A 15,683-nucleotide genomic window follows, 5' to 3' on the forward strand; every position below is an offset into this window, starting at 1 on the left:
TATGTGAAATATATTAATGAAGAGATAAGGACTCTTCTGTACCTGTTATGCTAAAAGCTTTTACAAATAAGTATAAAATCCTTATTTGGCAATAATAGCAGACTTGTCTTTACTATTTGAGTCTTAGCCTTAGCACTGAAATTGAGTCTAGGGTCTCTTGTAAGCTTTGATTTAAAGGGATAATTGCGTAGTTCAATTAAATTTGAATTATAACATCTACCAAAGAAATGAAGTAAGTAATTTTAGATAAAAAAATATCAAAAATGTTTTGATATTTTCGTTTTTGATAGTTTTTGTTTTTGATGACTTGGCTGTAAATAGCATTTTAAAAAACAACAGATTGTCTTTGAGGTAGCCAATAATGGTTAATTTAATTACTGAAAGCTTATTGGGAAGTTCACTTTTAAAGCAAGAATCACCGTTGCTTAATTATTCAATTAGCATAGTTATTCCCTGCCTGAACGAAGAAGGTAATTTGGAACGTCTCTTCCTCAATATAGAAGAAACTTTTGAGGATATGGGCTTTAGCTTACCAGTTCTAGTAGTTGATGATGGCAGCACAGATAATAGCTATCAAATTCTCAAACAAATAAGTGAAACACGCGACTATTTGACTATTGTTCGTCATCCCCAAAGGCTTGGTGTAGCTAGAGTATGGAAAACAGCATTAGATTACGTCCAAACTGATTGGATATTTTGGGGACAAGCAGACTTAGAGTCAGATCCCAGAACTGACATCCCATTGCTGTTAAAAGCTTGTGTACCAGGGGTAGATGCAGTTGCTGGTTGGCGGCAGAAACGGGGTGATGGTAAGGTTTTCGCTTCTAAAATTGCCAATACCACTTGTCGCTTACTCTTTGATTTAAAGATCCACGACATGAACTGGATCAAACTGGTTCGTCGTGATTTACTAGTAAATCTGCCAATAGAAACAATTACCCATCGCTACTTATTGGCAGTATTAGCAGCACAAGGATATAACGTTACAGAAGTTGCTACACCTTGGCATCCTCGATACTCTGGAACCAGCAAGTTTGGCAAAAAGCGTCTTTTGACTTCAACTATTGATTTTGTCAAATTATGGTGGTGGTTTCAAACTGAAGGTCGTCTAATTAATCGACAGCAACAGAAAAGCACTGATTCAGTCATAAACTATGCTGGTGTTGTTCAACAGGAAATAGTCTAGCTAATTCAGCTATCTATAAATAAACCCAGAGAGAGTTTGTCCTTGTTCTCCTGGGTTTGATTTTTACCTCAAATTTAGTAAGTTTTTCATATCTATGAGTATTGAAGGTAAACACATTCTTGTTGTTACTTCCGTATATCCCATAACTACTGATGGTAATCATGGTGCTTTTGTACGAGAAGCAATTTTACGCTTGCAAGAAACAGGAGCTAAATTTACAGTATTCGCTCCTGCTTATGAAGGTTCTACAAGCCATGTATTAGACGGGGTAAAAGTATATCGCTTTCGCTACTGCCCAAAACGTTTTGAGAATTTGGCAAGAGATGGCGCTCCTACCAAGTTGCAGAGACAGCCACTCTATTTGTTAGCTGCTGTTTTATATATCTTGTTAGGTACGTTGCAATTACTTTGGCTATGCTGCAAGGAAAAGCCAAATTTACTCCAGATCCATTGGCCTTTTCCGCACGGTTTAATGGCTTTACCTGCCAGCATCTTATTCGGTATTCCGATGGTGTTTAGTTTCCACGGAGCCGAACTTATGTTAGCAAATAAGTTTGGTTTTGTAACACATATTCTCCGTTGGTTACTACCTATCGCTAAAGGTGTGACAGCTAATTCTTCTTTTACCAACGGATTGATTCGTAAAATTTATGATGGGCCTGTTACCGTTATCCCTTACGGTATGACTATCAAGCCGAAGCCACCTAAAAAACGTTCACCAGAGGAAGTGCCTAAGCTTTTGTTTGTCGGAAGGTTAGATGAACGTAAGGGTTTGCGATATTTATTGGCATCTCTACCTTTAGTCTTAGCTAAATATCCTGTGCGTTTACGCATTGTGGGCAAAGGTATTCTCGAAGATGAAATTAAATTACAGTGCCAAGCACTGAATCTAAATGGCATAGTTGATTTCCTTGGCTTTGTCACCAAAGAAGAATTAGCTGATGAGTATGCTGGATGTGACATGTTTGTATTACCCGCAATTGTAGATAGCAAGGGCGATACTGAAGGCTTAGGAATTGTGATGATAGAAGCTTTAGCTCACCAAAAGCCTGTAATTGCCAGTGCTGTAGGGGGAATTGTCGATGTCATCCATTCTGGAACTACTGGATTACTAGTACCAGAGAAAGATCCAAAAGCTTTAGCTCAAGCGATATTGAGTTTATTATCGAATCCCATCAAAGCTCAAAAAATGGGTCAAGAAGGTTTAGCAGATATACAAGTTCGGTTTAATTGGTTTCGTATTACTCCTATGTGGCAGAAAGTATTTGCTAACGCATTGGCTAACGGTGTGATGGAAAAAGATGCTCAAACTATTACCTCTTAATTTTTGCTGATAAATGATAATTGTTAATTTTTTGGAGATTGTTAGTTTGTTGACTATTTAGGGAATATTAACTGGTGTGCAAAAGATGTAAATAATTCCAATCCTGAATTACAGCTTATTACTATTCTGTTTTGTCAAGGGTCTCAAATAGTATCTACCAAGTTCTGTTTAAGTGCATATTTCAAGGAAATTCTGCAATTAACTCTAGGTTTTGACAAAATATGACCCAATTATCTTCAATTCTCAATCGTGGGATTCTCACTAGTTTTGTAATCGCTCCTTTAGGTGTGATGGGGATTTTAAGCTTTACTGTACTTCTCCCAGCCCTTAAAGACCCAAGCTCAAGATTTTACTCTTCGGGCTTTGGTTATCCAGCTTTACAACGTATAGCTGGCAAACCTATCAAAGTAGAAACTGCATTAGTAGCATCAAAAAGTTTAGAGGATGATTTAGCCGCTCCTGGTGAATCTTTTGCTATGCAGCAGGTAGATGTTCGTTCTTTGCTCTCAGGCCCTATAGAAAAAGTTTTCGTTGAGGAAGGACAATGGGTGCATCGAGGTCAACCTCTGCTTCAGTTACAAAAGGCTTCTTTTGAAAATCAAGTAAATACAGCTCGTAATAACCTTACTATTGCACAAAAGAATCTTGAGACTGTGCAGAACTCGGTAGCAGAAAGGTTATTAGCCTTGAAAGAGAATGTGAGGTCTGCTCAAGATAGGTTTTATGCAGCTAAAACTAGACTGGGAAAAATTGATCAATTGGCAGATCAGGAATTAGATAATAATGTCAAGGCTGCTCAGGTAAGGCTAGCCACAGCAGAAGAGAAACTAAAACAAATTCAAATTTTAGCTCGGCAGGGAGCAATTTCTAAGTTTCAGCTCTATGATATGCAAGATACCTATGCCACTCGCAAACGAGAATTAGTAGCTGCCCAACAGGGGATAATTGGTACACAAAGTCAGCAATTTACCAACCAAGATTTCTACATTTCTCGCCAAAATGACTTGATTTCTGCTCAACAAACTTTGACGTTAGCCCAGCAGACATTAGATAAAGATGTGAAAAACGCTCAACTCGCAGTTGATAACAGAAGGATCGAATTACAAGAAGCTCTGACAAATCTAAGTAGAACAACGATTTACGCCAGTACTGATGGTTTAGTTAGTCAGGTAAATATCCATGCTGGTGAAATAGCAGATGCACGCGGTCGTGATGCTTTAGTAACTTTAACTCAAAATGTTGTATTTAAGGCTTATATTGATCAAGCCAGGCTTAATGCAGTTAAAGTAGGCGACAAAGCAACAGTCCGTTTAGTAGCATACCCTGGACGTACTTTTGAAGGGCGGGTGATCCAGCTTAATCCAACTGTAGAAACTAATGCAACTAAGCCAACTAAAGTGGGTATTGACCGACAATATACCTATTCTGTTTGGGTGGCTGTTGATAATTTGCAAATGCCTCCTGGTTTACAGGGTTATGTTCAGTTCGCTAATCTAACAAGAACAGCTTTAGTCATTCCAGAAAGTTCTGTGACTCATTTATCGGCTGGTGAAGGCATGGTGATGGTTAACGAAGCTGGTAAGGCTGTTGTGAGGAAAGTCAAACTAGGAAGAACTTTTGACAATCAACGTGAAGTTTTAGCCGGCTTGAAGCCTGGGGAGCAAGTAGTAGTATCTTCTTTAGCTTTAAATCCAGGCGATCGCCTGGAAAATAAATCTGCATTACCAACGATCGCCGAGAGACACTAAAAGATGAATCAAGGTAGTTGGTTTATTCGAGAAAGAATTACTCTATTAATTGGCTCCGTATTTCTACTATCAGGAGCCGTATTTCCTTGGTATTGTTTACCTCCACAAACCTTAGATGTATTCGGGACTAACCTATTTTGGGCTAATGCTGGCAGATTGTTGTTGGGTGTGTTTGCGATCGCCAGTTTCACTTACACTTTCATATTTCCGATTCAGCAAGCCCCACGCTTAGTTTTTTGGGGTGCATTACTACCTATATTACTTTTTCCTTATTTCATCACAACTTGGTCGCCTGCCGTCTCTTTCATCGCCGCAGAATACTACAATCGAGGAGAAGAAGTTTCTTCTCATGTTGAAAACAATTTTTCCGAAGTTCAGGCACAGTGGAAACAAAATATACTTTTGGATAATCCAGATATTCCTGCTTCTACTTTTGGCATGAAAATTGAGGATAGCCGATTTTTTCAACTACCATCATGGGATAAAGTTATCCTTGAAGGATTTGGCTATAAAAATAGTTTTTTCGCTTTAATTGGCAAAGGTTGGGGCTTTGCCTTAATTGGCGGGATGATTACTTTAATGGGTCTTTATCTGGCATTGATACAGCAGGGACTAAATCTACTAATTCAGGACATGAAAGTATTAGCACCTGTGACTGTACTCGTATGCGCTGTAATTATAGGTTCTCAAATTTATTGTAATATTGCTAACTATCAATTAAATGTTCAGTTTGCCAAAGGTGAATATTCTCAAGTTGTCAATGCTAGCAAAGTTTTAACCAGATTTTATCCAGCTTTGAAGGGAGATGAAGAATTTTTAGAGCGTCTAGCGAAAGCGGAGTTATATACAGATAACATCGAGCCTGGATTACTGAATTTCATCCAGGGGTTAGAGAATTATAAAAATAGTAACTTCCTAGAAGCTGAGAGATATTTAAAACAATCATTAAATAGTCAACCTCACAGCTTTTTAGTTAGAGGTTATTTAGTTGCGGCTTTACTCAATCAAGGTGTTAACTATTTTAACGAGCCTAACACTAAAAATGCGGGAACAGCCGCCGACATTTTTGAAAAAGCATTAAATATATTTCCTGGTCATGTTGAGGCTTTGTATGACTTGATGTTAGCCAGAGTCGTCAACGGAGAATTTCAAAAATCGGCGGAAGTCGCCAAACAAATTATCAATGGACAAAAGTATCTTCAGGAACCGGGAATTGGTTTAATGGGTCAAGCTTATGTCCATCTAACTTGGGCTGAATATCAAAACGGTAATATTGACAAGACTTGGGAGAGGTATCGTCAGTCAGTTGACACCAAGGCTTGGGATGAATCAGGAGTAGGGGAATAATTATGATGCAGCGATCGCAGCATTGGTTGCCATTAGGGTTGATACTAGCGTTAGGATTATTGTTAGGAAGTTTGATGTTTTCCATTTGGGAAGTAATCCCTACCCCTGTAGAGCGCGTGAATTGGTCACAACAAGCCCAATGGATTGCACCTCAAACACCTACTTATCGTTTTTATCTACGTAATACCTTTAATTTACCTGATAATGCCACAGCAGCTTGGCTACGTATAAGTGCTGATAATGACTTTACTTTATATGTAAATGGAAGACGTATAGCCAAAGAAAACAGTGTTCTCAACAATTCTCTAGGACTGGGTGCAGGGCTGAAAATGCCTTTTCAAAATATTAATGATAGTAATCCCTATAAAACTAAGACATCAGTTAATTACTTACTTGCAAGTTCTAACGACTGGAAACTAACAGCATATGTAGACATAACTCGTCATCTGCGCCCAGGTAAAAATGTTATTGCCCTAGAAATTCAACAAGGGAAAACCAATCCGCGTGTAGTTGTTGAAGGGGAAGTTTATCCCACAGAGGATGCTACACCTATTAGTTTGTCAACTGGAGAAACTACTTGGCGAGTTTCTAATTTATCAGAAACTCGTCAATCTCTCCAATGGTATGACCGAGATTTCGCCGATGAAAATTGGTCAGAAGCTAAAACACTCGGTTCGGTTCGAGAAGCTACTTACAGTCGTTTAAGTAAAAACTTATTTGACCGCCCTCTACAGGGAAATTTGATTACAGGAAACCAAAGTCCTCAAGGGCAAGTATGGCTGAGAGGTAACTGGCAAATCCCCATAGACAAAATTTCTCATGCTTATATAAGATTTGCGGCTGAGGGTGCATATTCTCTGTTACTCAATGGCAATCTTATTAATAATTATCGAACCGAGAACGGCGATCAGTTGCATTTATTAGAAGTAACAAAGTTTCTTCAACCCGGAAATAATACATTAGCTGTCAGCTTAGTTAGTCCCTTAAATACAGTATTAACGGGGACTAACTCACTCAACTCTAATGGTATTCTGAATTTCTTTTTAGATGGGTGGGTGGAAACAGAAACAGGTGCAATTATTGGCGAAATTGCTACAGATAATACTTGGACAGCATTAAATCAACCTGTACCTGGATGGGCAAAAGGAGTAGGTGAAGCACAACCTGTTAAACTTTTAGGTTTACCTCAACCAGAAGATTTCCAACGCAACTTTGAAGGTAACGCCTATTTACTTAATTATCCTAATTACCTATGGCATCAAAGCCTTTGGTTAATAGGAGGAGTTATCTTTGCAACTATTTATGCTTCACTTTTAGGTTTATGGCTGGGATATGGAAATCGGTGGTGGGATAACTTTGTTGCAGGTTCTGCAATACTCTCACCAAGCACTCTATTTTTAGCTGCTATTGGTTTACTCAAACATCGCTTTGCAGAATCAGAAGTTGGTTTACTATTTGCCCAGCCGCAAAGCAACTATGTCATCTTGTGTGGATTTACAGCCATAATTATATTGACATTAATTTACAGCCGTACAAAGAAAAACATTAATAGATTACCTCTATCTTTCATTTGGTTCTCGCTAGGTTTAGTAGGCTGTGTTAGTTTCAGCTTGGCATCAGGTGGAAATGTCTTGCTTGTGTTTAGTTTAGGGTTGGTAGCAGCAATTATTGCTTACATCTCCGTTTGGATACAAAGACGCGGGCGATCGCCAATTCTACTATTACAGGATAAGTTTAATGTTATACAGCAGAAATGGCCTATTTGGGGTGAGTGGCTATTTCTCATCCTGATTGTCAGTGTAGGGTTTGGGTTGAGGGTATATAACCTTGGTTTAATAGATTTAGATTCTGATGAAAATACTTCTCTAGACGCTGCCAGAGGTATCCTCCGCACTGGCGCACCTATAGCCACCTCTGGTATTTGGTATACTCGTGGGCCTTTTTATCACTATTTGTTAGCTCTGTGGTTAAGAGTAGTAGGAGATTCTATAGTTAATGCTCGCTTGCTATCTGCAATTTGGGGTACAGCTACTCTAATTTTAGTCTATATTCTTGCTCGACAACTGACTGGAAAGATTTGGATTGCTCTACTAGTAACAGCAATTTTAGCTATCAACCCTTGGGAACTTTGGTATTCAAGAAATATCCGTTTTTATCAGGCTTTACAATGCCTGACTATGGCATCTTTCTGGTCGTTCTACAAGGGCTTTATAGAAAAATCTGGCAGGGGTTATCAGTACATTTTCTTTATGGCTTTAACTTTAACTTTATTAACTCAAGAAATTAGCCTCACTTTATTGCCCGTATTTTTGATTGGTTTCCTTTGTTTTTACCGCCCCTTTAACTTATCACAAGACTGGCACATTATCTTAGGCAGTGTAGTTACTTTAGCGATTTTCATTTATAACCTTGGTTTTGCTGCTATTCGCCTTTTAACTCCTTTAGCTGCAATATCTGATAGTACAGCTAGTTATCTAAGGTTACACTTTTCTGATGTCACAGTATTAATTGCTAATCTCTTTCAAGGTGCTGACAGACTGCAAACTCTTTATACAGCTTTCTTTGTAGTAGGATTTATTTATTTTATTAGTCAATACAACTATAAATTATGCTTTCTATTTTTTGGTACTCTGATTCAAATTTTGATGATAACTATTCTTTGTTATCAGTTAGATGAACGCTATGTCTATGGAATTTATCCATTGTTTATATTTTTAGCTATTTATAGTGCAATTACTGTTGTAAGAAGTTGTGGTGATAAATTACAGTTGATTCTTGATAATTTAGTTCCAATAAAAGCGATTAGCTTAGTTGTTGCTTTGATTATATTGTTTATAAATATACAACCAGCTAGAGTATTAGCTGGGTATAATGAGGCTATCAATAAGCGGAATACATCAATATTTGAATACATCCAAAATTATAAACAGCAATCTGATGTAGTTATTTCACCTCTACCATCTTTAGCAGTTATTAAATTAGGTAAACTTGATTACTTTTTAATGGGTAATCGCTATTTTGATGCTGTTTATTGGCGACAAGGAAAGTTAGTTGACCGTTGGGCAGGTGCAACAGTAATTAGTAATTTAGACCAATTAAATCATGTTTTGCAAAACTCCCAACGTGTATGGATTCATTTGGAAGATAGTAGAGAAGGTAGATTCAGGCGTGAAACTTGGTCATATATGGAAACTTTAGGAAAACCAGTTATAGATAGTTTCGGCACTCGTTTGCGGCTTTGGCAACCAGAAGATGGATTACCAAAACGTATAGCAAATAAAGGTAAGGATCTAGGGGCTTATTAAGCTATAAACCTGTATTAAGTGACTGATGAATACAGGTTTATGTTTTTTCAATTGAAAAAATATGAAAATAAAACAAAACACATTCATTAAAACAACTGTAAGTATTGGTCTACTTGCTTTTGTATTTACTCGCATCGATTTTACTCAAGCTTGGACTCAGTTTAAACATTTATCTTTACCCTTTATTGTCCTAGCTTTGGTCTATTACACTGGTTGCCAACTGTTGAGTTGCTGGCGCTGGCAGGTTGTACTTAATTCGAGTGGTCATTCAGCACCAATAAGCAGTTTACTGAACAGCTATTTTGCGGGGATGTTTCTGAATATTTTTTTGCCAGGTGCGCTTGGGGGTGATGTATATCGCGTTTATCGAGTTGCTCAAGTCACTCAGGATTCAGAAGTGGCAATTGTATCTGTATTTTTAGAAAGGTTTACCGGATTAGCTGCTTTATCTGCTTTAGCTTTAATTGGTTTACCTCCTGCGTTTAAATTAATAGGACGTTGGGATATTATTTTATTATTTCTTGCTTGTGTAGGCGCTTTAGTAGGAGCAGTTCTACTTATATCTAGCCCAAAACTATTAATGTTAGCTGAACCTTGGTTAGAAAAGTTACGCCTTGGTAAGATAGCCACCCGTTTTGCTAAAATTCAAATTCTCTTGCGAAAATTTGCCCAGCATCGTACAGCACTAGTTGTATCTATGGGGTTATCAATGTTGTTGCAATTAGCTATAGTTTATTACCACTACCTTGTGGCACAACAGTTAAAAATCCCTATTTCTTATTTACAACTTTTAGTATTCATTCCCATTATTGTAGTAGTTACCTTGCTGCCAATATCTTTAGGGGGTCTGGGTTTAAAAGAAGGTTTATGGATTTACCTATTCAATCGTATTGGCTTAACTACAGAACAGGCTCTACTTTTATCCCTCACAATTACAGCTTTAAGTTGGCTGTTGAGTTTGCCAGGAGCATTAATTTTGCTGTTGGACTCAACAGGATTCCAATTAGCAAGGCAAGGAAAAATGGAGTAAGTCAAATGCTGAAAAGTCAATATATAGCAGCTTGGTTAGTTGCAGTATCCTTGTCGCTGATGACAAGCCCTAGTATTGTACTGACACAAGAAAATAAGAACTCTCTTAATAGCCAGTTTGAGATAGAGTCAAGTACAAAACAAAGTAATCAATCTCGGTTTCAATTATCGCAAAAAACTGATTTTGAGAACGAATCAACTGATTTAATCGCTAATGTTCTCTACCGAGGTTTGTCGGGGCGTTACAGATCAATAATGCCTAATGGTGCTAATGGTGCTAACGTCCTTTGGGTGCATAATAAGGCAAAACGTTGGTATATTGAAGAGCAAAGATATGGGGAAGATTTGGTTATTGGTGGGTTGATTAAGAATGATCCACAAGCCATCGAGGCGGGATTTAAGATGTTTGATTGGGGATTTGCCTATCAAGTTGATGACGGCAGTTTTTTTATGACGGGCGATCGCTTCCATAGTACATCTTTCTTTGTACAAGCTGTAGCTCGTAGTCTTTTAGTAATACAACAATCCCCATATTCTCAAAAGTATGCTGCCCAAGTAGCTAAATATAAGCCTTTGGTGCATCGTGCGGCGCGATGGATGATTTTGCCAAATGTTTGGAAAGTAGGCATCAGACGTAACAAGCCATACACCCATCGCCGTTACTTAGTGGCTGCGGCTTTAGGATTAACAGGTAAACTAACTGGCGATCAAGAATTGATTAACTATAGTCGTAAGTCCATTCAAGAAGGCTTATCTCTGCAACGTCCTGATGGTGTTAACCCAGAAAAAGGTGGTCATGATAGTAGTTATCAGATGGTAGGCGTAGTTTATGCCCAGCGATGGGTGATGTACTTTCCCCATGATCCCATAACGCCCAAACTTGTAGCGATGATCAATAAATCTTTGTTATGGCAACAAACTAGAATGTTGCCTTCTGGAGAAATTAGCGCTGAGGATAATACGCGCACTGCTGGACAGGAAAAAGGACGCTCTGGCAAAGTAAAAGGTATAGATAGAAAGTCAGCCCTACGTGCCTTTGCTTATTGGGCATCTGTTACAGGGAATCAACAATGGGAAGAAACCGCCCTGAAGATAACTAAGTTTTACTATAAAATTCCATAAATTTTTGGAAGACCACAAATATATTGTTAGCTTACCTGAATTTGGCTCATACGCACATACTCATGGTGACACTTATACTGATGCGTTGAAAAATGGTGAGGAGGTCTTGGAACTTTTGATTGAGGATTATCAAGCACAAGAAAAACGGCTACCAGAACCTCTTACCGATAACTTTTCCTTCGTTGCAAGTTAACGACTTAAAATTTTATAAATACTTAGATGTTAGGGTATAGGGTGTAAGACTAAATTTGTAATACTTCGACTACGCTCAGTACAAGTTCGTAATGTGTCGTAATTGATAATTTGAGTTTGTTTAAAAGCGATGGTGTTCTGTTCACTACAGGCGATCGCAATCCTTACAGGAATGATACTAACTAACAAAAGTGCGATCGCTAAAACTAACCATTTCCATCCCAGTTGGCGTTTCATGAAAGTAGATAGACTTAAACAATTGAATTAAAACTATAGCTGGGTAATCCAATCGTATTAGTCTCAACCGCAAATAAGTCACCAGAGTAGAAACTTTTTTCAATCTCCTCCTCACTCAACCCCACCGAAGCACTTGTAATATACAACGTCCGCAAATCCTCACCGCCAAAAGTGCAACTAGTGGGACGCTGCACTGGTAGCTTTATACGCGATATTTCCTTACCTTCATGGTTAAAGCAAATCACACACCAGCCATCCCACATGGCTGACCAAATATTACCCTGACTATCTATCGCCATCCCATCAGGATAAAAAGATTCACCGGTTAAATCTACAAATATGCGGCGATCGCTAATTTTACCCGTCACGGCATCAAAGTTATAAGCATAAATTTTTTGCTGTGGAGAATCAGTTAAGTAAAATGTCTGTTGATCAGGACTCCAGCCTAAGCCGTTAGAAATCGTCAATCCCGTTTCCATCAGGTGCAAAGAACCGTCGGGATCGTAACGATAAAGGTTAGCTTCAGGTTTACCAAGAGACAAAGAACCGAACCAAAAACGTCCTTGGTGATCGCATTTCCCATCGTTAAAACGATTATTTGGCTTATCGGCTTCAATCTGGATAATCGGTATGACCTCACCATTATCTAAATTGAGAAACGTCAAACCATGACGCTGCGCCATAATCAAGCGATTTGTTCCAGCCAGAGCGATCGCACCAACAACATCTCCTACATCAAAATGTAAAGTCTCCCCAGCCACAGGATTAAATCTGTTTACATGATGATTATAAATATCAACCCAATACAACCATTGATGAGTCGAGTCCCATATCGGCCCTTCTCCTAAACGAGCGCGAGCAAACAACACATTTTTGAATTGATAGTCACTCTGCATATTTCAAAAATAATCCTTTGATGATTGCGCTGCTTTTGTAGGGACTCTTAAATTGACGATATCTTCTTGGATTTTTTGATCAGCTTGTACTGCATATATCTCTCTGCAACAAACTGACAAGGCTATTAGCTGGGTCATTAAGTGCTGAAGTTTCGCTTAATATATTAGCGATCGCTTCATTTAAACTATTTTGTAATTCTATTGATGTGCTAAGACCGCCATCACTACCAACTTCTACATTTACTCCAGGTGTAGGTTCCGCAGGTGTTTGAGCATCATCTGAGCCAAAAGTTTTAAATTATTACTTTTGATATTTATCCGTATTTGATCCATCTCATCTTCCAAAGTCAAAAATTTTACGAAAACATGACTGCAATTTATACGTAAAATCTCTGGTAAATAGTAATATCGCGGGAACATCACTAATCTTATATTTTACCAGAGTGAAAGGTTCGGCTCACCTAAGAAGATTGAGTCATAGGGATACACAGATGTGTGTCCCTAAAAATGAAATAAAAACTTTGATTTAAGAGAGCTTCACCTTTTCTTGCTTCATCTTTTTGAAATTAATCCGAGTCAATTGGTAAGCACCTTTAATATCTATATTTTCGTAATTATCTGGTGATAAATCCATTTTGAAAAAGTTTTTCTTGTTAGTCACCATTAACAGTGAAGATGGCTTAACTTCTTGATTCGCTACATTGTGAATATGTTCTAAGCCTTTTTCAGTTGAAGGGATAAAATTGATATTTTTGTGGCTATAAAAAACTACAGTTGGCTTTTTGAAACCAACCATCATGACTTCTTCTGTTGGTTGTTTTACTTGGTCGATAACGGAAGATAATTGCCTTAATGGTAGTTGACGCTCTTGATCCATTAAAAACATAGCTGGCATAGTCACAAAAATCAGAAATACCACAAATGCCAACAAGTTAACACCGACAATGGAATGCCAGTAACGACGTAAAATTAAAAAGGCAATAGAAATTGCTGCTACTAGCCAAAGCCAACCAGAGATAGTAGATAAACCAACATCCTGTAAATTTTGCCGGAAGTCTGGTGCAGCTTCATCATAACCCAGCAAGTTATAAATGTGAAATGATGCCACTGCTAATGCGCTTAAAAATATGACATTTACCCAACTACTAACCTGTAAAAGAGAAGATGGATAAGTAATAGATATTTTGCTTGTTTGTTCACTACCAGGAAACAAATCACTCCACAAAAATGCAACTAAAATAGCGGCGGCTGGGATTAAAGGTAAGACATAGCTTGGTAGCTTGGTAACGGCAATTGTAAAAAAACTAAAGACACTAATAAACCAAATACAGGCAAATAAACCCAACTGTTGAGAGCGTGCTTGATTGCGCCAGTGCGATCGCTGCCAGAACTTCAATCTGAAAATTGCTAAAGGCAAGTAGATTGAGTATGGGGCGAAAAGCAGTAATACTATCACAAAATAAAAATACCAAGGAGCTGAGTGACCATTAACGACCTCTGTAAAACGCTCCACATTGTGATATCCGAAAAAAGAATTAATATAACTTTCACCATTACGCCAAATTACCAGCGCATACCAGGGAATAGATAAACCCAAGATAATTATGATCCCCAAAAATAGGCGCATCTCTCGCAGCACTGTTCGCAACTGCCCCAAATACAGCAAGAACGCCAAAATGATGATCCCCGGTAAAACAATACCCACCGGCCCCTTAGTCAAAATTGCCCCAGCCGTTAATACGTAACAAGCCAAGTACCAGTTATTGGGGAGTAGGGAGTGGGGAGTGGGGGGAGATGAGGGAGTGGAGGAAGAGGATAATTCACTGCTGCCTCCTGCCTCCTGCCTTCTGCCTCCTGCCTCCTGCCCATCTGTTGCGTATCCCAAGAAAAAACATAACAAGGCACAGGCCATGCAGCCAGTCAGCAACATATCGGAAACACCAGTTCTTCCCCAAACAATCATTTGAGGATTGAGCGCCATGACACCTGCGGCTACAGCAGCTGTTAAGTAGCGGCGAGTTGGGAGCGTCACTTGTTCCAACTCATCTTTTTTGGCTAAAGACCACTGTACAGTGTAAAAACCTAATGCTACCAGTCCTACGGCTGCTAAGGCTGAAGGAAGCCGCACGGCCCATTCGTTCACACCAAACACAGCATAGGCGATCGCTTGACACCAATAAAGTAAAGCTGGCTTATCAAAACGAGTCTGTCCGTTAAAATATGGCGTGATCCAATCACCCGTCAATAGCATTTGCCGGGAAGCTTCCGCAAATAGTGGCTCTGTTTCGTCAACCAAGCCAATACTGCCCAAATGCCATCCATAGCCTATCCAACCAATTAGAATTAACCACAGAATTGAGACAGTCACAGCAAGGGCTGGACGTTTTGCTATATTATTGAACCACCGCTCAACAGCGTTAGGAACGCTCAAGTTTAACCTCATTTGTCAATAGTCATTAGTCATTGGTCAATAGTCATCAGTCAAGAGTTATTGCTTCTGTGACTGCGAACTACTAACTTTTTATATGTTGCACTAATCATAAGTCGTTACAGGGCTATGTTTTGTTCTTGAGTATTTGTACTTTTTTACTGTTGACTACGGACTAATGACTAACACCCACTCTTGACTTTGTGAGTTCCACGTAGGTTGAGATGTCTCACCAACGACATAAGGCCCCCAATAGCGCCGGGAACCATCTTGGGCAAAGGCTACTAAAACATCCCCTTTTTCTAGTTTCAGGTTGCCAATTGGCAGGGAGAGAACTAAGCCTTTTGTACTCCCTTCTTGGGGATCAAAATCCCAATGTGCCGGAATTTCCGCCTGTTTATCACTTAAACCTTTATTACCTACTTGTCTAGCTAGTAATGCCAAGCGCACAGGTTGATTGGTTTGATTGCTCATCCGCAATTTTCCGGGAAGTCTGCCTTTATCGGCTAAAGCCTGACGTGCGGCGAGGATAGAATTTGTTTGGTTCTCTTTACGTACTATTGAGTCTGTAATTATTGGTGTTGTATTAGTAACTTCAGTAGAGTTAGTTGTTAGTGTCGAATTACTTTCGGATTTGGGAGTATCACTAGATATATCTGAGGGTGTATTTGAATTTGTAGTTTCAAATGATAGTGTCATTCCCCAACAACCTGCTAGTAGCCCCAGCAGACCCAAGGCACACACTGTCACGGCTGCGTGACGATAGACTGAAGCTTTCATATTGATATTAGAAATAATTATTTTTGTAGGCTTGTCCAAATACTAGCCTATTCTTACTATAGATAATCAAAGAAAATTACGTATTTCTG

The 15,683-nt window shown here is 38.8% G+C and carries 12 protein-coding genes; 8 read left to right on the forward strand and 4 right to left on the reverse strand.

What is annotated here, in order from left to right; genetic code table 11:
* Window positions 1-361: 361 nt before the first annotated feature.
* The 8 genes from NSMS1_RS10315 to NSMS1_RS10350 all read left to right on the forward strand — a co-directional run bounded on the left by NSMS1_RS10315 (window position 362) and on the right by NSMS1_RS10350 (window position 11,254).
* Window positions 362-1,186 (forward strand): glycosyltransferase family 2 protein, encoded by an 825-nt coding sequence (locus NSMS1_RS10315; RefSeq protein ID WP_224092943.1) that lies wholly within the window; start codon window positions 362-364, stop codon window positions 1,184-1,186.
* A 94-nt stretch (window positions 1,187-1,280) separates the two neighbouring features.
* The gene (locus NSMS1_RS10320; protein WP_224092945.1) at window positions 1,281-2,510 is read left to right on the forward strand and encodes a glycosyltransferase family 4 protein; all 1,230 of its coding nucleotides are present in this window, start codon (window positions 1,281-1,283) and stop codon (window positions 2,508-2,510) included.
* A gap of 221 nt (window positions 2,511-2,731) precedes the next feature.
* The gene (locus tag NSMS1_RS10325; protein WP_224092946.1) at window positions 2,732-4,258 is read left to right on the forward strand and encodes an efflux RND transporter periplasmic adaptor subunit; all 1,527 of its coding nucleotides are present in this window, start codon (window positions 2,732-2,734) and stop codon (window positions 4,256-4,258) included.
* A gap of 3 nt (window positions 4,259-4,261) precedes the next feature.
* A complete protein-coding gene (locus NSMS1_RS10330; protein ID WP_224092947.1) occupies window positions 4,262-5,605 on the forward strand; it encodes a tetratricopeptide repeat protein in 1,344 nt (447 codons plus the stop codon).
* Window positions 5,606-5,607: 2 nt separating this feature from the next.
* Window positions 5,608-8,910 (forward strand): ArnT family glycosyltransferase, encoded by a 3,303-nt coding sequence (locus NSMS1_RS10335; RefSeq protein ID WP_224092948.1) that lies wholly within the window; start codon window positions 5,608-5,610, stop codon window positions 8,908-8,910.
* A gap of 61 nt (window positions 8,911-8,971) precedes the next feature.
* Window positions 8,972-9,940 carry a lysylphosphatidylglycerol synthase transmembrane domain-containing protein gene (locus tag NSMS1_RS10340; protein WP_224092949.1) on the forward strand — a complete coding sequence of 323 codons (969 nt, stop codon included), beginning with the start codon at window positions 8,972-8,974 and terminating at the stop codon, window positions 9,938-9,940.
* A gap of 5 nt (window positions 9,941-9,945) precedes the next feature.
* Complete coding sequence (locus NSMS1_RS10345) at window positions 9,946-11,061, forward strand: hypothetical protein (RefSeq protein WP_224092950.1); 1,116 nt, start codon at window positions 9,946-9,948, stop codon at window positions 11,059-11,061.
* 4 nt (window positions 11,062-11,065) lie between these two features.
* The gene (locus NSMS1_RS10350; protein WP_224092951.1) at window positions 11,066-11,254 is read left to right on the forward strand and encodes a type II toxin-antitoxin system HicB family antitoxin; all 189 of its coding nucleotides are present in this window, start codon (window positions 11,066-11,068) and stop codon (window positions 11,252-11,254) included.
* Window positions 11,255-11,283: 29 nt separating this feature from the next.
* On the opposite strand, the gene NSMS1_RS10355 is transcribed toward NSMS1_RS10350, so the two are convergent.
* The 4 genes from NSMS1_RS10355 to NSMS1_RS10370 form a co-directional block, all read right to left on the reverse strand.
* Window positions 11,284-11,490, reverse strand: coding sequence for a hypothetical protein (locus NSMS1_RS10355; RefSeq protein ID WP_224092952.1), 207 nt, complete (start codon window positions 11,488-11,490; stop codon window positions 11,284-11,286).
* A 14-nt stretch (window positions 11,491-11,504) separates the two neighbouring features.
* Window positions 11,505-12,386: an SMP-30/gluconolactonase/LRE family protein gene (locus NSMS1_RS10360; RefSeq protein ID WP_224092954.1), complete on the reverse strand. Its 882-nt coding sequence runs from the start codon at window positions 12,384-12,386 to the stop codon at window positions 11,505-11,507.
* A gap of 526 nt (window positions 12,387-12,912) precedes the next feature.
* Window positions 12,913-14,829 (reverse strand): ArnT family glycosyltransferase, encoded by a 1,917-nt coding sequence (locus NSMS1_RS10365; RefSeq protein WP_224092955.1) that lies wholly within the window; start codon window positions 14,827-14,829, stop codon window positions 12,913-12,915.
* Between the two features lie 153 nt (window positions 14,830-14,982).
* Window positions 14,983-15,594, reverse strand: coding sequence for a hypothetical protein (locus tag NSMS1_RS10370; RefSeq protein ID WP_224092957.1), 612 nt, complete (start codon window positions 15,592-15,594; stop codon window positions 14,983-14,985).
* Between the last annotated feature and the right edge of the window lie 89 nt (window positions 15,595-15,683).

It is taken from the genome of Nostoc sp. MS1 (genome assembly GCF_019976755.1).
GTDB lineage: Bacteria > Cyanobacteriota > Cyanobacteriia > Cyanobacteriales > Nostocaceae > Trichormus.

Bases quoted from the DNA above. Each gene is read 5' to 3' on its own strand.
- NSMS1_RS10330 (WP_224092947.1), top strand. From the start codon at position 4,262: ATGAATCAAGGTAGTTGGTTTATTCGAGAAAGAATTACTCTATTAATT.
- NSMS1_RS10325 (WP_224092946.1), top strand. From the start codon at position 2,732: ATGACCCAATTATCTTCAATTCTCAATCGTGGGATTCTCACTAGTTTT.
- NSMS1_RS10320 (WP_224092945.1), top strand. From the start codon at position 1,281: ATGAGTATTGAAGGTAAACACATTCTTGTTGTTACTTCCGTATATCCC.
- NSMS1_RS10355 (WP_224092952.1), bottom strand. From the start codon at position 11,490: ATGAAACGCCAACTGGGATGGAAATGGTTAGTTTTAGCGATCGCACTT.
- NSMS1_RS10335 (WP_224092948.1), top strand. From the start codon at position 5,608: ATGATGCAGCGATCGCAGCATTGGTTGCCATTAGGGTTGATACTAGCG.
- NSMS1_RS10360 (WP_224092954.1), bottom strand. From the start codon at position 12,386: ATGCAGAGTGACTATCAATTCAAAAATGTGTTGTTTGCTCGCGCTCGT.
- NSMS1_RS10365 (WP_224092955.1), bottom strand. From the start codon at position 14,829: ATGAGGTTAAACTTGAGCGTTCCTAACGCTGTTGAGCGGTGGTTCAAT.
- NSMS1_RS10345 (WP_224092950.1), top strand. From the start codon at position 9,946: ATGCTGAAAAGTCAATATATAGCAGCTTGGTTAGTTGCAGTATCCTTG.
- NSMS1_RS10340 (WP_224092949.1), top strand. From the start codon at position 8,972: ATGAAAATAAAACAAAACACATTCATTAAAACAACTGTAAGTATTGGT.
- NSMS1_RS10315 (WP_224092943.1), top strand. From the start codon at position 362: ATGGTTAATTTAATTACTGAAAGCTTATTGGGAAGTTCACTTTTAAAG.
- NSMS1_RS10370 (WP_224092957.1), bottom strand. From the start codon at position 15,594: ATGAAAGCTTCAGTCTATCGTCACGCAGCCGTGACAGTGTGTGCCTTG.